Raw genomic sequence first — 20,160 nt, 5'->3', positions numbered from 1 at the left:
GCTTGAAAGGCAGGAATATTCATGAGTGAATATCAATCACGTCAAGAACGACGTAAATCAAATGACAAGAAAAAGAAGTCCCCGAAGAAAGCTGGGAAGAAAGGTATTTTCAAAAAAATCTTTCTAACCCTGGTTGTTTTGTTTTTAGTTGGTTTAGTTGCTGGGGGAATCACCTCAATTGCCTATATCAACAATGCACCAGAGCTAGATCCAGAAAAGCTTACGAATCCACAGTCCTCCATCATACTGGATAAAAAGGATGAAGAAGTTCAAACTCTTGCAGGAACCGATGCAAGAGAAGTTGCTAAAATTGATGAGATTCCGGATATTCTAAAAAATGCTTTTGTCTCTGTTGAAGACACTCGTTTCTATGACCATTTTGGAATTGATCCACGAAGAATTGGCGGAGCTGTTCTTGCAAATATTACGCAAGGGTTTGGCGCTGAGGGTGCTAGTACGATTACACAACAGGTCATCAAGAACTCTCTCTTAACATCCGAAAAATCATTAGAACGAAAAGTTCAAGAAGCTTATCTATCCATTAAGCTTGAACAAGAATATTCAAAAGATCAGATCTTAGAAATGTATTTAAATAAAATTTACTTCGGTAATGGTGCATGGGGAGTTGTTGATGCAGCCGAAACTTATTTTGGCAAAAACATTACTGAAGAAGACTTAACACCTGGCGAAGCAGCATTACTAGCAGGACTTCCGCAGCGCCCTACCTACTATAATCCATATGAATACGCTGATCAGGCCGAACAGCGTAGAAATGTTGTTCTTAGCTTGATGGAAAAACAGGGCGTTATTACAGCTGAGGAAGCTGACAAATATCAAGCAGAAAAAGTTAGTGACATGGTTGTTGCATTAACAGAAGATAAAGAAACTGATCAATATAAAGTCTTCATGGACCAGGTTGTGAAAGAACTTCGAGAACGTGATGATATTTCTGAAAAGGATATCTACTCAGGGGGACTTGAAATTTACACAACCCTTGATACGCGCGCTCAAGATATTACAACTGATGTGATTGCAAACTATCCTTATTCGAATGAAGATATGCGCTCCGGGCTAGTCCTGATGGATACTAAGACCGGTTCGATTAGAGCCATTGGTGAAACACGTAAAGATGAGAACGTAATTACTTACGCAACGACAGGAAAGTTTCAGCCAGGATCAACAGCTAAACCGATTGTTGCTTATGGTCCTGCAATTGATACCGAGCAGTGGTCAACTGGCCGCTCCATTAAAGATGAGCCTCTAAAAATAGGTGACGCTAATATTCGTAACTGGGACCGCGAGTATCGTGGTCAAGTATCAATGAGACGTGCTCTCGAGATGTCTTATAACGTTCCGGCTGTTAACACTTTCCTTGAGATTGGTGAAAAACCTGCTCAAGAGTTTGCTAACAAGCTTGGTATGGATTTGAAAGATGAAGATATGGTACCTACTGCTGCTATCGGAACATTTAGCACATCACCCCTTCAAATGACTGGTGCTTATGCTGCTTTCGGTAACGGTGGAACGTATAATGAGCCTCACACGGTACGAAAAGTGGTCTTTCCCGACGGAAGAGAGATTAACATCGAACCTGAACCAGTAAAGGCAATGAATGATTACACAGCCTACATGGTTAGTGATATGCTTAAATCCGTCGTAAACGAAGGAACTGGAACAGATGCTAAAATTTCCGGTCTACCTGTCGCTGGTAAAACGGGTACGACAAACCATCCTCAAGAAGTCGTGCAATCACAAGGATTCCCTACATCAGGTATTGTAAGAGATGCCTGGTTTGCTGGATATACTACGGAGTATTCCATGGCAGTATGGACAGGATTTAACGAACCAAATAAGCACTATTTAGATTCTAGCAAAGGCGAAGATGATACTTCCAAGCTCCTTTTCAAAGAAATTATGAGCCAAGTATCCGAAGGTATTAATACTGCCGACTTCCAGAAGCCCGACTCGGTCGTAGAGGTTGGCGTTGAGAAAAGCACTGGTCTATTGCCTAGTGACTACACACCAAAAGATCAGATCGTCTATGAGCTATTTGTAAAAGGTAGTACGCCAGAAAAGACTTCTGATAAGTACAAACAACCAGACGGCGTCAAAGGACTTTCTGGAAAGTATAATGCTGACTCCAATAGCATTTCACTATCATGGCAGCCTGGTGAAGATAAGAGCTTCACTTATAAAGTGGAAATGGCTGTAAATGGTGGGGGTTATCAAGGGGTTACCGAAACAGGAGATACTGGATTTACGTTAGAAAATGCCCAAAAAGGTAGCGAATATAAATTTAAAGTAACAGCCGTTTCAGACTCAGGAGTATCAACGAAGCCTGCTGAAACATCCGTATCAGTTCCTAAAGAAGAAGAAGAACAGGAACCTGAGGAGCCTTCAGAAGAAGATACAAACGAAGATAGTGAAACACCGCCGGACGAAGGTAATGATGAAAATAGCGATGCTGGAGACGGAAACAGTGGTAACAATCAGGGAGAAGAAGAACCTCCAGCTGACGACCAAAGTGGAAACACTGATGAAAGTGGTAACGGAGGCCAGGATCAAGGAAACGATGGTTCTGGAGAAAATTCTGGTAACGGGTCTGGGAACGGTTCTAGTGACGGTTCTGGATCTGGCAATGATTCTGGATCTGAAACTGATAATCCTGGTGACACAGGAAACACAGGTTCAAACGCTCCACCAGCCAGCACACCACCTAATGAAGATGAATAGCTTTAAAGCCCAATCTGCAATGCAGATTGGGCTTTATTTATACTTATTTGATTTAAAGACGAACTAGTTCTGTTTATTATTTCATTATAATACATAAGATCTATTTGCCTTTACGAGCTCGCTGATTCATTCTCTTCTGTCCTTCTCGGCATAGCTCAAGAAGTGGACAAATTTCACATTGCGGAGATTGAGCTTTACAATGGTACCTTCCAAAGAAAATAAAGCGATGGTGAGAAACGGACCACTCCTCTTCTGGAATTTTTCTCATGAGCGTCTTCTCAACTTCGAGAACGGAATCCTTCCATCTGCATATGCCGAGCCTCTTGCTCACTCTCTCAACGTGGGTATCCACGGCGATCGCCGGAACATCAAAAGCTACTGAAGCAATGACGTTAGCCGTTTTTCTTCCAACACCTGAGAGCTCCATTAGCTCTTCCCTCGATTCAGGAAGAGATCCGCCATATTGTTCAACAACCGTTCTGGCAAGCTTTTTTATATTTTTTGCTTTATTTCGAAATAAGCCGATCCTTCTTATATCGTTCTCGAGTTGTTCTATGGGTACTTGAAGAAAGTCTTCAGGACCGTTATATTTTTCAAATAAACTAGGAGTAACTTTGTTTACTAGCGCATCTGTACATTGAGCTGATAGTACAACTGCAATAGCAAGCTCAAATGGAGTAGAATGATTCAATTCACAATGGGCATCTGGAAACATCTCTCCCATCGTATCAAGCACTGTCCTTACCTTGGCTTTCGTTAGCAAAAGTTCTTCTTCCTTTCTTATGTCTAGTATAGGCTATAAGTTGTTCATAAACAAAAAGCGGAAGCAACACTTCCGCTTTACATATGACCTATCTTCCAAGCCAGTTATATATAGGAGCACTCTGACCTGAATCTTTCTTCACATCAGGCTTAGCAGGTGCTTTTTTATCATATTGGTGCTTTCTAAACTTCTCTCCGTAGGAACGTGCCTGCTCTAATGTCTTAATGCCGTTCCGCTTCCATTCAAAGAGTATGCGGTCAATGTAGCGAAAGTTTAGCTTTCCAGCAAGAACAGCTTCTTTTAACGCCCCTTTAATTAACTCAGCATCATGCTTATCCCCATCTATCCACATGGCAAGCGTCTCGCATTCAATGGGGGAAAGTGGCCTTGCAAATTCACGCTCAAACAATGTGTAAAGACTTTCTTCATTTTCATCGTTTTTCGCAGCAGCCTTCTCTGCTTCTTCTTGCTCGATCGCCTTAAAAATTCGCTCCCACAGCGGGATTAGCGAATAGACTTCAGAATAATAATTCTTCGATTCATTCTGGTGTTCCTCGATCGTTAAAACACCTTTTTGCATAAGCTGCTGTATTTTATCTAGACAAGCTTGTGGTGAATATGTCATTGCTTGGGCAAGTTCCTCCGGTGTTGGAAAAGAATTCCCCTGTTCAATAAAACTGTGTAATCTAATTAAAAAGAAGGCATCTTCTTCATGTAAACCAACGCTAACATAGTAATTGAGCAAGAGCCTTGGTACTGAAACATGACCTTCATTAATGATTTGAATGATGTGTTCCTTCTTCATCCCATCCACCTCTACCTTTCATTATAGCACGCCGGCATTTTGTGACGGGAGTAGAAAAATCTGGCTATGTACATTCACGTACATACCATTTTTTCCTCTCATCTTCTAATCTTATCCATCTTCACTTCGTGAAATGCTTTCACCTACGGCTTTTTTATCAGATAAAGACGCTTCTTTCACATTGAAAGAAGCGTCAGCTTTGTTAGTTTATCACGGATATAGTCTATTTAAAAGACGTGGGAACGGAATTGTTTCACGCACATGTTCCACACCAGATAACCATGCCACAGTGCGTTCTAGTCCAAGACCAAAACCTGAATGTGGAACAGAACCATAGCGGCGAAGTTCAAGATACCATTTATATGCATCGTCTGTAAGACCATGTTCTTCATATCGCTGCTCCATAAGTGCTAAATCATCAATTCTCTGACTACCTCCAATGATTTCACCATAACCTTCTGGAGCGATTAAATCAGCGCATAGAACGACTTCTTCACGCTCAGGATCAGGCTTCATATAGAACGCCTTAATGTCCTTAGGATAATTAGTAATGAACACTGGTTTCTCAAAGCTTTCAGCGATTGCAGTTTCATGAGGAGCACCAAAATCTTCGCCCCATTCAATATCTGTAAAGCCTTTATCTTTCAATAGCGTAATCGCATCATCATAAGAAATGCGAGGGAATGGCGCTTGAATCGCTTCTAGTTTCGAAACATCACGTTCCAGCGTTTTTAACTCAAGTTGACAATTATCTAATACAGATTTTACAAGGAAGCTAACATACTGCTCTTGAACTTCAAGACTTTCGTCATGATTCATAAATGCCATCTCAGGCTCAATCATCCAAAATTCGATTAAATGACGGCGCGTTTTTGATTTTTCAGCGCGGAATGTTGGACCAAAAGAAAAGACTCGTCCGAAAGCCATAGCTGCTGCTTCCATATAAAGTTGTCCACTTTGTGATAGATAAGCATCTTCTTCAAAATACTTTGTATGGAAAAGATCCGTTGTACCTTCTGCAGAGCTTCCTGTTAGAATAGGCGGATCAATTTTAACGAAATCATTTTCATTAAAGAATTGATAAGTTGCACGAATAATCTCATTTCGAATGCGAAGAATAGCGTTTTGACGTCTAGAGCGAATCCAAAGGTGACGATTATCCATTAAGAATTCTGTACCATGCTCTTTTGGCGTAATCGGATAATCCACAGCTTCATGAATTAATTCAATGTTAGTAACAGTTAATTCATATCCTGATTGTGAACGATCATCTTCACGGACAACTCCTGTTACCCATACTGAAGATTCTTGAGTTAAATTCTTAGCAGCTTCCCATGCTTCTTCTGTTACTTCCTTCTTAACCATAACGCCTTGAATGAATCCCGTTCCGTCGCGAAGTTGAAGAAACTGGATCTTTCCGCTTGAACGCTTATTATGTAACCAGGCTCCAATTGTAACGGTTTGTTCAACCTGTTTATTTACGTTAGAAATCGTTGTTTTCACTTCTTATTTCCCTCCAACTAATTAGAAAAAATTGGCGCACATTCTTTATACCATAAGAGAATAGCGCCATGAATTAATTTGTTTAAATAGATGAATCTATTGTTCGGTTCTTATTATACCGATTATTTGACCATACAACAACTTGCTTAAACTGTCTGTTTCGTTTTAACAAATCGTTCAATTCGATTTATGGCTTCAAGAATCACCTCAAGTGATGTTGCATATGAAAGCCTAACATTATCAGGAGAACCAAAGCCGGATCCAGGTACAAGCGCTACTTTCTCTTCTTCAAGAAGGCCTTTTACAAACGCATCAACAGAATCAAAGCCTGTCTTTTCTGCCGCTTCTTTAGCATTAGGGAAAAGATAGAATGCTCCTTGGGGCTTCACACATGTAAATCCAGGAATCGCATTTAATTGTTCATAAACGGTGTTTAATCTACCTTCAAATGCTTCTTTCATTTCACCAACAGGCTCCTGTGACCCTTCATATGCCGCTAGAGCTGCATATTGGGAAATGGAAGTTGGATTTGAAGTGGAATGACTTGCAAGGTTTGTCATTGCTTTAATGATCTCTTTTCTCCCTGCAGCATAGCCGATTCTCCAACCTGTCATGGAATGAGATTTGGATACTCCATTAATAATAATCGTTTGATCCTTCAATTCAGATGAAAGCTGTGCGATAGAAGTATGTTCTGCTCCATCATACACAAGCTTTTCATAAATCTCATCAGAAACAATGAGAATGTCATGCTCTAAACAGAATGCACCTATTTGCTTAAGCTCTTCAGGTGTATAGATCGATCCTGTTGGATTAGAAGGAGAATTAATGATCACAGCTTTTGTATTGGACGTTACTGCTGCTTCAAGTTGAGAAATTGTCACTTTAAATGACTGTTCTTCTTTACCTTCTACATAAACGGGCTTGCCACCAGCAAGCTTAACTTGTTCAGGATAACTAACCCAGTAAGGTGTAGGAATAATAACCTCATCACCTTCATCTAGTATTACCTGGAACAATGTGTAGAGAGCATGCTTCGCTCCAGTACATACAATAATCTCATCAGCTTTGTACGTTATATTCTGATCTTCTTGGAATTTAGCGATAATGCTTTCTTTTAGAGGAAGAATGCCTCCAGAAGGAGTATATTTTGTTAACCCTTCATCCATTGCTTTCTTCGCTGCTTCAAGAATGTGAGATGGTGTATTAAAATCTGGTTCCCCTGCACCTAATGCGATTACGTCATGTCCTTCAGCCTTCAATGCTTTTGCTTTTGCAGTTATTTCAAGCGTAGCAGACGGTGTAAGAGCTGCTACACGTTTAGATAAATTCATTTCTCTTCCTCCCTTAATCACATTAACTTTGTTTTATTGAACGAGATCGCCAATATTCACCATTACTAAAATAATAATATGCAAATGTATAGCGGTTGTCTGTATCAATGAATGTGGCTTCCCATACAAGCACTTGCTTCTCTTCTTGATTGATTTCAATACCTGGTTTAATATTAATGACTTCTTGTGGAGAAAATTCTTCAGAAAGCTTCTTTTTGATGGCTTCTAACGTAACGCCGTCTTCTATTTTCTTTGTGACAAGCGCCCCATCCTTTCGTGGCACGAAAACATAAACCTGATCTCCATCTGCATCGCTACCTTTTAAGACAACATATGCGCTGTTTGTACCATGATATTGAACCGCTTCATCAACTTTTTCTATCACCGATTCCGATTCAGCTCTCTCAATCGCTTTTTCTTCTAGCCGATCAGGATGATCGGTTACGGAAGAATAAAATGAAATGCCTTGCCAGATCAAAACTGCTAAAATCACGCCTGCAATTATTCCTATTACTCGCATTCGCTCACCCTATTATGTACGATAGATTGTAAAAATCATCTGGTCCTGGTCTTCTTCATCAAGTGCAAGTCCAAACATTAAATCTTTTTCTTTTAAGGTGCGATTTAACGAATCAACAATTTTGTAAATATCGAGGGATTTACTAACCTTCACAGTCGACAATACTTCAATGTTGCTTTCCATTGCTGTCATCTCCCTATAGTATGTGTTTTAAGCTGCCAATCCTTTTATAGAGACGTTTTCTCACTCAGGGATAAATTTACTACTTATAGTTGCAAAAAGGTGTGACAAACTATAAGTACCGTCAAAGACGGTGCACTATATCTGCTCCACTTCCAACAGTGCCTGCGCCTTGCGCAGGCTATTTTAGTGGAACGATTTCATGCCATTCATTAATCCCTTATGGAGATATGAGACACTTTTTCTATAAGAAAATAGGACGGCTTCTTTTCTATTCCTATTTTTAAATAACTTACGGGATTTTGCAACAAATACTATGACGAATTTTCATCTAACTTCCTTAGTAGGAAGTGTGATAACGTCATAACGATCATGTTGCATCCTTAGGGTTACGCTTCCGATTCGGTATGGGTAATAGACATCAGTCCAGCTTTCACTTAACCGTTCTAGCACTGATTCACTTACATCAATGTTATTGTGACGAAAAATCACGGCCATTTGTGGATCGATGGCGTTCAATAATTCAGTTGAAGTTCCATTACCTGATCCGAAATTCGCAACTTTCAATACCTCTACTGCTCTCCCGGAAGACGCGATCTCTTCCTCTAGTTCGAGAGTCGTTTCTCCCATCAGTAGTAAATCCTGACTTCCTAAGGATAGCACAAATGTTACAGAACCCGCCTTAGATATGTTTATAATTTCGACATCAACGCCATCCATCAGTGTAAGCTTTTGATTTATCTTTAAGTTAGTCTTTTGAAGATGAGTTGGTATCTTTGTAAGGAATGCCTGTTCTGCTTGATCAGATAAAAATACTTCGTCTATATCAAAATATTTGAGCAATGCAGTGAAGTTTCCTGTATAAGCTTCCTCAGCATTCGTAAGCCAAACTTTTCTCAGCTCCTTCACCTGGTACATCTGTAATCGATTCATTAGCTCTTTTTCGGAAAGGCTACTTCCTGTATTAATCAGAATTGCCTCTCCATCTGACCCTTGTATCAAAACCGCTTCTCCAATTGATAGATCAAGAAAAGTTACGGCTACTTCGTGGTGCTTAAGGTGTAAGTCAACAGATTGGATAGCTGCGTCAGCACCCGGACAAGCCAAACTAAAAAAAAGGAAGCTCGCACTAAGTAAAAGTATTTTCTTCATCACAAACCCTCCTGTAGAATTAGTTTGTGATGAAGTGGAGCTTTATAACCAGAGATCTAATTCATTTACTAATTCTTCCGTTGTCCCTTTCATAAGAGGAACGTCAGGGAGTGACTTTACAAATGAACGACCGTATCTTGTAGAAATGATTCTGCGGTCAAATACAAACACAGCTCCTCGATCTCGCTGTGACCGTACAAGCCGACCAAAACCTTGTTTGAATCGAATGATGGCTTCTGGTAGAGAAAGTTCCATAAATGGATTTCCACCTGACTGCTTCAATTGCTCTGATCTAGCCTGAAAAACGGGATTATCTGGTGGTGAAAATGGAAGACGAACAATGATAAGGCAGCTTAAGTCTTCGCCTGGTATATCTACGCCCTCCCAGAAGCTGCTTGTACCAAACAGAATCGCTTCTTCACTTTCCTTGAAATTCTTCGTAAGTCTTACTCTACTTCCACTATCTACGCCCTGACTGATCAAAGTTAACTCGTCATGAACAATGAGCTCCTTCATACGGTGATGAGCTTTTTTGAGCATATCATAAGATGTAAAGAGAACGAGCATTCTTCCTCGAGTCACGCGGGCAATTCGAAGAATCGCTTCTGTAATATGGTCTACAAACTGATTGTCCGATACATCTTTAATCATTGGTAAATCAGTCGGAATCATTAGCCTTGCCTGTTCACTATAATCAAATGGAGAATGATATTGGTGAATAAGTGGCCCAAACTCCTCTAATCCAAGTCTGTTAATGATAAAATCAAACGAATTTCTGACAGTTAGCGTTGCAGAGGTAAGCAAAATACTTTTTTTCTTTCCAAAATAGTCGCTTGATAGTAATGAACCTACCTCAACAGGTCTACTAAACAAAAAGGCTGAATTTAATGAGCCCTTCGGATCAATCTCCACCCACTTCACATCATTTTCGCTTTCGTTTAGTAAGAGGTAATCTACTTTTGAAAGTTCCTCCAAAACAGAAGCATGAATTCCTTTAAAATCAGCTGAAGTGTTCAATTGCTCTCTTGTGAGTTCATCTTCTTTTAAATCAAGTTCTTTTTCTACCTTCTTTAAACCTTTATCCAAATCTTTCAAGTAGAACACTAATCGATGCGCTGCTTCTTGAATAGCTTCCCATGTAGGACCGTTCTCATCAGAAATACGATAGCTTAATCGGCCAATTTCATTCGAACGACGAGTGTTTTTCTGAACGTAACGATGAAGCATGCGAAAAAGCTCATCTACATCACCAAGAATCGTCTTCACATAAGCATCAATTTCCCTTTTGGTTTCATCTATTTCAATTTCAAGGTTTTTGAGGATACTAATTACCTTTCCGTAAATGCCATCACCATCTTTTAATCCCATCCGAACAAACCCTTGTAGAATAGAAAAGTAATCCGTTTTAATACCGAAGAATTCTGTAGCAATATCTTCTAGATGATGGGCCTCATCAATTACTGCCTGCTGATAAGCGGGTAATAATTGATGGTCGTTAATTAAATCACTAAATAGTAAAGCGTGATTGGTGATGATTAAATCAGCATTCATCGCAAAGCGCTTTCTTCGATGGTAAAAATCACGGGAGAACCACGGAGAACGGTGGTTTGCAGATACAGCGGCATCGCTTTTCACCTGTTGCCAAAAAAGCTTGCCTCCACTAGAAAGATTTAATTCCTCCACATCCCCATAGTCTGTTTCTAGCAACCATACGAGAATTTGAGCTTTCGTTAAAATCGTATCATAATTATCTTCTTCTACATGATGAAGCTGCTGTTCAAATCGCGTTAAATCCAAATAATGACTTCTGCCTTTAATAATCGTGGCTCTAAAAGGGAACGGCAAAATATCACGAAGAAACGGTAGGTCTCTTTGTAATAGCTGTTCTTGTAGTTGGATTGTATGCGTACTAACAACAACAGGCTTACCTGTATTTTTGGCATGAACAACCCCAGGTAATAAATACCCTAAAGATTTTCCTATACCCGTCCCAGCTTCAATCAAAATGTGCTGATTTGTTTCAAAAGCTTCTGAAACCTGCTTCATCATGTCACTTTGACCTTCTCGCACTTCAAAACCGGGGATAATCTTAGACATTTTTTCCTCAAATTCATTTTGGGCATCATGGAACGCGATACGCTTCTGAAGTGACTCAACTTCGTCTACTTGTTCTTGTAATTTAATCGCTATATCCCGAAACACTTCAAAATTGCCTTCAGGCTCAATCCGTCTCTGCTTATCTTGAATAAGCTCATGAAGGACTACTTCTATATCACTATAAAGCCGAGTTGAAAGCTCCTCGAGCTGCGTTAACGTTACGATCGGTAAATCATCCATCTTATCAAATAGATAAAGCAAAAGTTCCGCTGTTACCTCCGCATCACTGTCTGCTTGATGCGGATTATCATGCTGGATTTCTAAAAACTCTGCTAGTGAAGATAATTTATAGGCCTCTGCTGTAGGCAAGAGGATTCGTGCAAGTTCTACTGTATCGAGCGTTGGTCCAGTAAAAGCCTCATATCCACTTGAATCAAGTTGTGCATTCATGAAATTAAGGTCAAATCGAACATTGTGCGCAACAAAATAAGCACCGTCAAGACGTTTAAGAAGTTCAGGTGCGACTTCTTCAAATAGTGGCGCATCTATAAGATCATCATCCGTAATCCCTGTCAGCTGCTGAATAAATAACGGTAGTGGTTTTTCAGGATTAACAAACGAAGCATATCGGTCAACGATCGTGTCATCCTCTACAACAGCAAGTCCAATTTGAATAATGCGATCCCCGTTTTTGGGGGAATTTCCGGTTGTTTCAAAATCTATAATTGTATATCGATTCATACGTTTTCACCTCAGTTGCTTAAACCGTTCAAGCGGTCACCTTACTAACTTTATCATTTTTTCTATGGAACGGAAAATAATTTCTTATAACCTGAGATAAGAATCCACGAAAAATGCGATAGATTCGATTGTGAGGATAGGATTTGAAAGGAATAAAACTAGGTTGGCCCTTCAAAAAAAGCCCTGGACCAAAGTCCAGAGCGTAAGTATTTATAATATAGTCGCCTCAGGCTCTACCCCAATCATATCGATGATCGTATTGTGATCGTCCATAATCGCAACACGAGGCGTAAAGTTTCTGGCTTCTTCTTCACTCATCATGCCATAAGCGACAATGATGACGACATCGCCCTCCTGAACAAGACGAGCAGCAGCACCATTCAAACAAACTACACCTGACCCTCTTGCCCCAGGAATAATATACGTTTCCAACCTTGCACCATTATTATTATTAACGATTTGAACTTTCTCATTCGGTAGCATACCAACCGCTTCGATAATATCTTCATCTATTGTGATGCTTCCTACATAGTTCAAATTTGCTTCTGTCACACGTGCTCGATGAATTTTCCCCTTCATCATTGTTAGAAACATGCTCTACACTCCTATCGCTATTTCGCTTTTTAGCGCTACAATATTATCAATTAGCCTTGCAGCAGAGAATTGAACGGCAACCGCTATGATAACGTCTTCTGTTATCACATGTACCTTCTCTAATGCAGGGTAAGCTAACACTTCTACATAATCAATACTTCCAGAAGTTTCGCTTAAGTAAGTTGAAACGATGTCTTTAATTCGTTCCGGATTTATTTCGCCATCACTAAGTGCTTTTGAAGCAGCCCTTAAACTCCGTGAAAGTTGAATGGCTTCTTTCCGCTCAGTCGGTGTTAAATACACATTCCTTGAACTTTTGGCAAGCCCATCCTTCTCTCTAATGATAGGACAAGGGACAATCTCAACAGGTACATTAAAGTCATCGACAAGCCCTTTTATCACAGCTACTTGTTGAGCATCCTTCATACCAAAATAAGCTCGATCAGGTAGTGTAATTTGCAATAATTTCAAAACGACTGTAGCTACGCCATCAAAATGGCCAGGTCTAGATTCACCACATAATGTATTAACACGTTCTTGTACGGTTAGCTTTGTCGTACGCTCCTTCGGATACATTTCCGTTACATCAGGGTAGAATAAAACATCTACTCCTGCCTGACTAGCTAGTTCTTCATCTCTCTTTAGGTCTCGAGGATAGCGATCAAAGTCTTCATTCGGACCGAATTGAAGTGGATTCACAAACACACTCATGATAACGCAATCATTTTGCTTCACAGCTTCTCCCACAAGGCTTATATGCCCTTCATGAAGATAACCCATGGTTGGTACAAAACCAATCTTCTGACCTGATCTCATCGATTGTTTTGAGAATGATTGCATGTCGCTAATAGTCTTTATAATTTTCATAGCCTTGTTCCTCCATACATTCCTGAAAGCTGCTCCTCTTTCATATTAAATGAATGTTTTTGTTCGGGAAAATGACTTCCTTTTACATCAGAAACGTATTGTTCAACAGCTTTATGAATTAAGTTAGACACGTTAACATATTGCTTGACGAACTTAGGTACATGACCAGAACCATATCCGATCAAATCATGATAAACGAGTACCTGGCCATCAGCTTTGACTCCTGCTCCAATCCCTATTACTGGTATAGAAAGCTCGCTAGATACAATTTCAGTCAGCTGTTGCGGCACACATTCAAGTACTAGGGCAAATGCTCCAGCTTCTTCAACAGCTTTCGCTTCTTTTACTAATAATCCGGCACTTTCTGACTCTTTTGCCTGTACTTTATATCCCCCTAGAACACCTACTGATTGCGGAGTTAATCCTAAATGACCCATCACTGGCACTCCAGCTGAAGTTAACTTTTGAATATGATGGATAACTTCTCCACCACCTTCAAGTTTAACAGCGTGTGCTCCCGCTTCTTGAAGTAATCGACCAGCATGAGAAAGCGTTTCAGAAACGCTGCTATGATAAGTGAGAAACGGTAAATCTGTAACGATAAAAGTATTTGGGGCGCCTCGCTTAACTGCTTTTGTATGGAGGACCATATCATCCATCGTCACCGGAATAGTTGAGTCATAACCGAGCGCCACCATTCCAAGTGAATCACCGACTAATAACATATCAATATGAGCGTCTTCTACTAACTTAGCTGAGGGATAATCATATGCCGTAAGCATAGCAATTGGTTCGTGATTTGCTTTCATTTTTCTAAAATCACTCGTTGTTTTCATATCTTTTCCTCCTTTATTCAGAGGAATACCGCACAAAAAACTCCTGAAATGGAATTGCAGCAGACAGGGGTATCCCATCAGTCTATGACAACATAGACTAGCTGCAACGCTCCATCTTCAGGAGGTTACTGTATCGGTCTCATCCCTCTGTCCCAGTCCATATGGATCAAGGCAGATTTATTTTTTGAAGTTACGATTGGTGCGGCTCCATCCGGATACCACCCTTACATCTGTTAGTATAGCAGAAATCATCAGCTATAGTTAACAAATTTCAATATCTGCTGAATAAATGTAATGCATCTTACCACTTTCGTCTTCCAAAAGGAGGACCCCTTCTTCTGTTATTCCTTTCGCAAGACCTTCAATCACACCATTCAGAGTTCTCGCTTTAATTCTTCGACCAAGACTGACTGCATAACTTTCCCAAAGTAGCTTGATCATTCTAAAACCGTTATTCAAGTACTCTTCATATAGCGTTTCGAGTTCGTTTAAGATAGCTGCTAATAACACTGAGCGCTTTATTTCTTTTCCTAATTCAATCCTAAGGGAGGTAGCTGTCGTTAAATCTTCTGGAAAATCTTCTTTAGTGGCATTGACGTTAATACCCATTCCAATAATAATTGATTTAATTTGATCAGCTTCTGCTTGGAGTTCCGTTAGGATTCCAACTACTTTTTTTCCATCTATAAGAATATCATTTGGCCATTTAATTTCTGCTTCAAGGCCTGTTTGTTTACGGATGGCATGGACAACACTAACAGCTGCGATAAGAGTGAATTGAGGGGCCCTTTGAGGCGGTAATTTTGGACGTAGTATAATGCTTGTCCAAATACCACTTCCAGGTGGAGAATGCCACGAACGTCCAAGCCTTCCTTTTCCCGCTGTTTGCTCATCAGCAACAATGATCGTACCGTCTGCTGTCCCTTTATGCGCATAGTCATGCGCAATAAACTGGGTCGATTCGACAGTAGGATATGTGTAAATGGTTTTGCCAAGAAAATCTGTTGTTAATTTTAAGCTGATTTCTTCTTTACTTAACATATCTGGTCTAGAAACAATTCGATAACCTTTTTTCTGAACAGCCTCAACCTCATATCCGTTTTTACGAAGTTCAGATACATGTTTCCAAATGGCTGTTCTAGATACATTAAGCGTCTCGCTGATCATTTGACCAGAAACATATGATTCTGCATGTTCTTCAAGCATTTGCAGCAGGCGCTGCCTTATTGAGTCTGCCACTGTTCAAGCCACCTTTTAATGCTGGATTTCTCATTCTTTATCTCTTCTGTTATAACAGCATGCTCAATTTGTTTAAGAGCTTCTCCAACCCATGGCCCGGGCTTTGTACCCTTCCATTTAATCAATTCTTCTCCAGTCACAACAAGCATTTCGGCTGATGTTATCACTAGTTCTGAAGCGATTCGATCCACTTTCAAAAGATTTGGAGCGCGCTTTTCAAAAACAGATATAAGCCGTTCGCTTGACCTTACTTCGGGTATAGCTTCGTATATGCGCCACCTGCTCCAGCCCTCTCTTTTAACAAGATCGACATTCCTTAATAGAAATTCGACATTTTTAACGATCCGATTTGGTAAGCGCCATTCTTTAAGAAATCGAACGGGATCATCTGTAGTCCGTGCAAGAAAAGCCCATCTCTCTTCTTCCGTCGCCAGATAGTGTAGGTACCTTGCCTCTTCAAGCCATTTCTCTAAGTTTTGGAGTCCTGGTAAAATTTGATGCAAACGGGCTTGAACAAGCTGAATGATGGCTGAATGAACAGCCTTTCCGTACAACAATTTGCTTACCTCAATTTGAATTCTTTCAATCGCCACACGCTTAAGGAGAGGCGCGTACAGTATTAACGCTGCTTCCGTTTCTTTATCCAACGAAAAGTCCAGGACACTTTGAAACCGAAGCGCTCTTACCATTCGTAGAGCATCCTCTTGAAAACGCTCAGCAGAATCTCCTACAGTGCGTAAAAGGCGACGCTTCAAATCATCTAAACCATCGTATAAATCAATCACATCCCCCTTTATTGAAAGAGCCATGCTATTGATAGTAAAATCTCGGCGCCCAAGGTCATCTTCAATCGTTGCAAGAAATGATACATCTGAAGGATGTCTAAAATCCCGGTAACCTTTTTCAGAGCGGAACGTTGTCACTTCAAAAGAAAACTCCTTATAGACGACCGTCACGGTGCCATGATCAATCCCGGTAGGTATAACTTTGTCGAATATCCTCATTACTTCTTCTGGCTTAGCAGATGAAGCAATATCAAAATCAGCAACAGGAATACCTAGTAAAGCGTCTCTCACAGCTCCTCCAACAATGTAAGCTTCAAATCCACCTTCAGTTAGGATGTGAAGCACTTCCATACATGTGTTGTAGGCCTTCCCTTTTAGGTCAATCAAGTCAATGCCCCTTGAAGTGTTTTATAATAAAGGGCTTCATATTGTTCTAGAATCCGTTGTGAAGCAAACCTCGTTTCAACAGCTTTTACAGCAGCCGTACTCATTCTCTCATGCAGAGCGTCATCAGATAGCAACTGCTTTGCGTAAGCAGAAATCGTATCTATATCACCGACTTCTGCAATAAAACCATTCACATCATGTTCAATCACTTCTGGGATTCCCCCAATGTTCGTACCAATGGCTGGAACTCCACAAGCCATCGCTTCAAGTGCAACGAGCCCAAAGCTTTCTTTCGAAGAAAGCAATAATTTCAAATCACAAATGGAGAGGATTTCGGCAACATTTTCTTGTTTACCAAGAAATTTCACTTTATCCTTCAAACCAAGTTCATTAACGAGTTTACAGGCAACTTGAATTTCAGGACCGTCTCCTATGAGTAGTAGCTTCGCTGGCATGTCATTTTGAATACGATGGAACACCTTAATGACATCCGGTACACGTTTCACTGCTCTAAAGTTTGAAATATGAACAATCACTTTCTCTTCTTCTGCAATACCATATGTTTTCCTTAAAGTGGAAGGCGCTTTTGGATAATAAATCCTTTCATCAACAAAGTTATACACTGTATCGATCTCTTTATTTGTTTCAAGAAGCCGATGCGTTTGTTCAACGAGATCATCTGATACAGCTGTAACTCGATCAGATTTTTCAATCCCAAATCGAATCAATTGTGTTAAGGAAGGATCATAACCAAGCACGGTAATATCCGTACCATGGAGCGTTGTCACAATTTTTATGTCTCCTCCCACCATTTCTTTAGCAAGAAAAGCACAGACCGCATGAGGAACAGCATAATGTACATGAAGCAAATCAAGGTTTTCTCTTTGAATGACCTCTGCCATTTTACTTGCAAGGGTTAAATCATACGGAGGATAACGGAAAACCGCGTATTGATTTACTTCAACTTCATGAAAATAAATATTCGGGTGGAACGTATCCAAACGGAAAGGAACGCTACTCGTAATAAAATGGACTTCATGCCCTTTTTCAGCAAGCATTTTACCAAGCTCAGTTGCGATCACTCCAGAACCCCCGACAGTTGGATAACAGGTAATACCAATTTTAAGTGTCATATGCTTTCTCCTAACGGAAATTCTTCCAAACATAACAGATTCTTTGCGATAAACCCTTCCGCATAATCTACTCCAGATTCTTTGCCATATAAGTATTCACGATTGATTACTTTCTCAACGTAGCCATTCGTTAGTGGAGTTGAGACGCTTCCGTTACTTAGAACGAATTGACTTTCATAGGCTTCTAGAGACTGTTTCTTCGCTTCTATTTGATTTGAAATATTAATTGTAAACTGAGGGCGGTAAAATCCATTAATAAAATAATAATAGACCTGACTTACTTTATGAGCAGATCCTAATTCAGGATTGTATTTTCGGATTCCGGCTGAAAAAACCGCTTCTTCAACTAAGTGAGCAGCATGCCCATGATCAGGATGGCGGTCTTCTGGATATGGAACAAAAATAGCCTTAGGTTTTGTGCGGCGTATTACTTTAACAAGGGAAGAAATTTTATCATCAGAGATCGTCAAACCACGGTCAGGAAACTTCATATTTATCCTCGTTTTAACAGATAAAATTTCTGCGGCATTCCTTGCTTCATGGTGTCGTATAAACACGGTCCCGTTGGACGATAGCTCAGCCTCTGTTAAATCACAAATACCCGTCTGTTTACCTTCGTCAGCAAGTTTCTTTAATGTTCCAGCCATTCCGATCTCAACGTCATCAGCATGAGCTCCGAACGCAAGTATATCAAGTGTTATTTCTTCCATGTACAATTTCTCTCCAATCCAATTCTCCCCTAGCAAGGGCATGTACAAGAATCTCTGCACTGCCCATATTTGTTGCTAGCGGGATATCGTATACATCACAAAGCCTAATAAGAGCAGTTATATCAGGCTCATGAGGCTGTGCTGTGAGGGGATCTCGAAAGAAAATCACTGCATCCATATCGTTTTTTGCAATCATAGCGCCAATCTGTTGATCTCCACCAAGAGGTCCTGATTGGTACCGGTGCACGTCTAATCCCGTTTCATCAATAATTCGTTTACCAGTTGTACCAGTTGCAAAAAGTTCGTGTGGATCTAGAATCATTTTATACGCAAGAGTAAAACGAACAAGATCATCCTTTTTCTTATCGTGCGCGATTAAAGCGATTTTCATAAGGTCATCCCCTACTCCATAATATTTTCAAGCCCATAGACAAGCTGATCAATTTTCAAAACCGTTTCAACAGCTAATTGCACACCTGGCATAAAGGAAGCTCGATTCATTGAGTCATGACGTATTTTCAACGTTTGTCCTTCTCCACCAAATAAAACTTCCTGATGAGCAACAAGTCCTGGTAAGCGTACGCTATGAATTCTCATTCCTTCATAATCCGCACCACGTGCACCTTCTAAATCCTCACGCTCATCTTCATGTCCCTGTTTCTTTGCATTTCTTACTTCTGATATCATTTTCGCTGTTTTGACAGCAGTTCCAGATGGAGCATCAAGCTTACGATCATGGTGTTGCTCGATAATCTCAACGTCATCAAAATATTTAGCTGCCATAGAAGCAAATTTCATCATTAGAACTGCGCCGATAGCGAAGTTCGGGGCAATAATGGCTCCTAATTCTTTTTGTTCAGCTACTTTGGATAATTCTTCAACATCATCATTAGAAAAACCTGTTGTTCCAATGACAGGACGTACGCCATGATTAAAGGCAATCTCCATATGTTTTTTCCCATATTCAGGCGTTGTTAGATCAATTAATACATCACATTCTACTTCTGACAAGCACTTGTCAAGATCCGTATACACAGGAGCATCTAGCGACGGAAGTCCTTCAATATCCGCTACCGTTTGTCCTGTTTGTTTGCTGTCAATAACTGCAGCAAGAGTAAAATGACCTGTACGATCTACCAACTTCACTGCTTCGCTCCCCATGTTTCCTCTTGGTCCTGCGATTACGATTTTCACTTCTTGCATGCCTATTCACTCTCCTCTTCTATTCTCGTCCATCGATCTTTGTCTCTCGTGTTAAATTTAGTCATCACTTTTCCAAATGCTTCATCAAGATCTATATCTAACGAATTTGCAAAGCAGGTTAGTACAAAGAGGAGATCTCCCATTTCATTTTCAATGGTACGCTCTTCCTCTGTATTTTTTTTCGGTTTTTCACCATGGTAATGATTAATTTCACGTGCAAGCTCACCAAGTTCTTCGGTCATTCTTGCTAGCATCGCAAGGGGAGTAAAATACCCCTCTTTAAACTGACTTATGTATTGATCTACCTCTTTTTGCATCTCACTAATCGATCTATTAGCCATCTGTCAAACCACCTTTCACATCATTTCTTATGTTAGCTAAAAGATAGGCGTTTGACAAATGTTTCACAAGTTTTTTTCTTTATCAAATCTTCACCTCGTCAGATCTTTAACACCAAATTCGTAAAATCCAACAACCTATTCTTATCAAACCTAACGTGAGTATAACAGATTCAAATTGCTGTCTGCTCAGTATTTGATTATAATGAATTCTGTTGGGTCTACTGGAGGGATAGGAGT

The 20,160-nt window shown here is 40.2% G+C and carries 19 protein-coding genes; 1 reads left to right on the top strand and 18 read right to left on the bottom strand.

Annotated features, from left to right (window positions below; genetic code table 11):
• Positions 1–21: 21 nt before the first annotated feature.
• Positions 22–2,733 (top strand): PBP1A family penicillin-binding protein, encoded by a 2,712-nt coding sequence (locus Q4550_RS05945; RefSeq protein ID WP_303531025.1) that lies wholly within the window; start codon positions 22–24, stop codon positions 2,731–2,733.
• A gap of 100 nt (positions 2,734–2,833) precedes the next feature.
• Here Q4550_RS05945 and nth read toward each other — a convergent pair whose 3' ends face one another.
• The 18 genes from nth to Q4550_RS05855 all read right to left on the bottom strand — a co-directional run bounded on the left by nth (position 2,834) and on the right by Q4550_RS05855 (position 19,923).
• Positions 2,834–3,496: an endonuclease III gene (nth, locus tag Q4550_RS05940; protein WP_303531024.1), complete on the bottom strand. Its 663-nt coding sequence runs from the start codon at positions 3,494–3,496 to the stop codon at positions 2,834–2,836.
• Positions 3,497–3,584: 88 nt separating this feature from the next.
• Positions 3,585–4,301 (bottom strand): DnaD domain-containing protein, encoded by a 717-nt coding sequence (locus Q4550_RS05935; RefSeq protein ID WP_194221889.1) that lies wholly within the window; start codon positions 4,299–4,301, stop codon positions 3,585–3,587.
• A gap of 210 nt (positions 4,302–4,511) precedes the next feature.
• The gene (asnS, locus tag Q4550_RS05930; protein ID WP_194221890.1) at positions 4,512–5,804 is read right to left on the bottom strand and encodes an asparagine--tRNA ligase; all 1,293 of its coding nucleotides are present in this window, start codon (positions 5,802–5,804) and stop codon (positions 4,512–4,514) included.
• A 146-nt stretch (positions 5,805–5,950) separates the two neighbouring features.
• The gene (locus Q4550_RS05925) at positions 5,951–7,138 is read right to left on the bottom strand and encodes a pyridoxal phosphate-dependent aminotransferase (protein ID WP_303531022.1); all 1,188 of its coding nucleotides are present in this window, start codon (positions 7,136–7,138) and stop codon (positions 5,951–5,953) included.
• 22 nt (positions 7,139–7,160) lie between these two features.
• Complete coding sequence (locus tag Q4550_RS05920) at positions 7,161–7,658, bottom strand: cell wall elongation regulator TseB-like domain-containing protein (protein WP_303531020.1); 498 nt, start codon at positions 7,656–7,658, stop codon at positions 7,161–7,163.
• Between the two features lie 12 nt (positions 7,659–7,670).
• Positions 7,671–7,841 carry a YpmA family protein gene (locus Q4550_RS05915; protein WP_098443938.1) on the bottom strand — a complete coding sequence of 57 codons (171 nt, stop codon included), beginning with the start codon at positions 7,839–7,841 and terminating at the stop codon, positions 7,671–7,673.
• A 324-nt stretch (positions 7,842–8,165) separates the two neighbouring features.
• Positions 8,166–8,990, bottom strand: coding sequence for a ComEC/Rec2 family competence protein (locus tag Q4550_RS05910; RefSeq protein WP_303531018.1), 825 nt, complete (start codon positions 8,988–8,990; stop codon positions 8,166–8,168).
• Between the two features lie 42 nt (positions 8,991–9,032).
• Positions 9,033–11,828, bottom strand: a complete 2,796-nt coding sequence (dinG, locus tag Q4550_RS05905) for an ATP-dependent DNA helicase DinG (protein WP_303531016.1) — start codon at positions 11,826–11,828, stop codon at positions 9,033–9,035.
• A gap of 210 nt (positions 11,829–12,038) precedes the next feature.
• Entirely contained in the window at positions 12,039–12,422 is a 384-nt protein-coding gene (panD, locus tag Q4550_RS05900) for an aspartate 1-decarboxylase (RefSeq protein WP_303531015.1), read from the bottom strand.
• A gap of 3 nt (positions 12,423–12,425) precedes the next feature.
• Complete coding sequence (gene panC, locus Q4550_RS05895) at positions 12,426–13,289, bottom strand: pantoate--beta-alanine ligase (protein WP_303531014.1); 864 nt, start codon at positions 13,287–13,289, stop codon at positions 12,426–12,428.
• The gene (panB, locus tag Q4550_RS05890) at positions 13,286–14,125 is read right to left on the bottom strand and encodes a 3-methyl-2-oxobutanoate hydroxymethyltransferase (RefSeq protein ID WP_303531013.1); all 840 of its coding nucleotides are present in this window, start codon (positions 14,123–14,125) and stop codon (positions 13,286–13,288) included. The genes panC and panB overlap by 4 nt, the downstream gene beginning before the upstream one ends.
• Before the next feature lie 261 nt (positions 14,126–14,386).
• Positions 14,387–15,364 carry a biotin--[acetyl-CoA-carboxylase] ligase gene (locus Q4550_RS05885; protein WP_283154068.1) on the bottom strand — a complete coding sequence of 326 codons (978 nt, stop codon included), beginning with the start codon at positions 15,362–15,364 and terminating at the stop codon, positions 14,387–14,389.
• Complete coding sequence (locus Q4550_RS05880) at positions 15,349–16,536, bottom strand: CCA tRNA nucleotidyltransferase (protein ID WP_303531012.1); 1,188 nt, start codon at positions 16,534–16,536, stop codon at positions 15,349–15,351. Before Q4550_RS05880 ends, Q4550_RS05885 begins: the two co-directional genes overlap by 16 nt.
• Entirely contained in the window at positions 16,533–17,669 is a 1,137-nt protein-coding gene (gene bshA, locus Q4550_RS05875) for an N-acetyl-alpha-D-glucosaminyl L-malate synthase BshA (RefSeq protein WP_303531011.1), read from the bottom strand. Before bshA ends, Q4550_RS05880 begins: the two co-directional genes overlap by 4 nt.
• Positions 17,666–18,379, bottom strand: a complete 714-nt coding sequence (bshB1, locus tag Q4550_RS05870) for a bacillithiol biosynthesis deacetylase BshB1 (protein WP_303531010.1) — start codon at positions 18,377–18,379, stop codon at positions 17,666–17,668. The genes bshA and bshB1 overlap by 4 nt, the downstream gene beginning before the upstream one ends.
• Complete coding sequence (mgsA, locus tag Q4550_RS05865) at positions 18,360–18,770, bottom strand: methylglyoxal synthase (protein ID WP_303531008.1); 411 nt, start codon at positions 18,768–18,770, stop codon at positions 18,360–18,362. The genes bshB1 and mgsA overlap by 20 nt, the downstream gene beginning before the upstream one ends.
• A gap of 11 nt (positions 18,771–18,781) precedes the next feature.
• On the bottom strand, positions 18,782–19,582 hold the full coding sequence (gene dapB, locus Q4550_RS05860) for a 4-hydroxy-tetrahydrodipicolinate reductase (RefSeq protein ID WP_303531005.1): 801 nt from the start codon (positions 19,580–19,582) through the stop codon (positions 18,782–18,784).
• A gap of 2 nt (positions 19,583–19,584) precedes the next feature.
• Entirely contained in the window at positions 19,585–19,923 is a 339-nt protein-coding gene (locus Q4550_RS05855; protein ID WP_194221903.1) for a nucleotide pyrophosphohydrolase, read from the bottom strand.
• Positions 19,924–20,160 lie beyond the last annotated feature (237 nt).

The sequence above is a fragment of the Anaerobacillus sp. 1_MG-2023 genome (assembly GCF_030547345.1).
In the GTDB taxonomy this organism is placed as follows: domain Bacteria; phylum Bacillota; class Bacilli; order Bacillales; family Guptibacillaceae; genus Guptibacillus; species Guptibacillus hwajinpoensis_B.
This window is presented reverse-complemented; position numbering and strand designations above follow the sequence as displayed.

Bases quoted from the DNA above. Each gene is read 5' to 3' on its own strand.
- Q4550_RS05855 (WP_194221903.1), bottom strand. From the start codon at position 19,923: ATGGCTAATAGATCGATTAGTGAGATGCAAAAAGAGGTAGATCAATAC.
- bshA (WP_303531011.1), bottom strand. From the start codon at position 17,669: ATGACACTTAAAATTGGTATTACCTGTTATCCAACTGTCGGGGGTTCT.
- panB (WP_303531013.1), bottom strand. From the start codon at position 14,125: ATGAAAACAACGAGTGATTTTAGAAAAATGAAAGCAAATCACGAACCA.
- Q4550_RS05925 (WP_303531022.1), bottom strand. From the start codon at position 7,138: ATGAATTTATCTAAACGTGTAGCAGCTCTTACACCGTCTGCTACGCTT.
- Q4550_RS05945 (WP_303531025.1), top strand. From the start codon at position 22: ATGAGTGAATATCAATCACGTCAAGAACGACGTAAATCAAATGACAAG.
- dapB (WP_303531005.1), bottom strand. From the start codon at position 19,582: ATGCAAGAAGTGAAAATCGTAATCGCAGGACCAAGAGGAAACATGGGG.
- panC (WP_303531014.1), bottom strand. From the start codon at position 13,289: ATGAAAATTATAAAGACTATTAGCGACATGCAATCATTCTCAAAACAA.
- Q4550_RS05920 (WP_303531020.1), bottom strand. From the start codon at position 7,658: ATGCGAGTAATAGGAATAATTGCAGGCGTGATTTTAGCAGTTTTGATC.
- Q4550_RS05910 (WP_303531018.1), bottom strand. From the start codon at position 8,990: ATGAAGAAAATACTTTTACTTAGTGCGAGCTTCCTTTTTTTTAGTTTG.
- dinG (WP_303531016.1), bottom strand. From the start codon at position 11,828: ATGAATCGATATACAATTATAGATTTTGAAACAACCGGAAATTCCCCC.
- bshB1 (WP_303531010.1), bottom strand. From the start codon at position 18,379: ATGGAAGAAATAACACTTGATATACTTGCGTTCGGAGCTCATGCTGAT.
- Q4550_RS05915 (WP_098443938.1), bottom strand. From the start codon at position 7,841: ATGGAAAGCAACATTGAAGTATTGTCGACTGTGAAGGTTAGTAAATCC.
- mgsA (WP_303531008.1), bottom strand. From the start codon at position 18,770: ATGAAAATCGCTTTAATCGCGCACGATAAGAAAAAGGATGATCTTGTT.
- Q4550_RS05935 (WP_194221889.1), bottom strand. From the start codon at position 4,301: ATGAAGAAGGAACACATCATTCAAATCATTAATGAAGGTCATGTTTCA.
- panD (WP_303531015.1), bottom strand. From the start codon at position 12,422: ATGTTTCTAACAATGATGAAGGGGAAAATTCATCGAGCACGTGTGACA.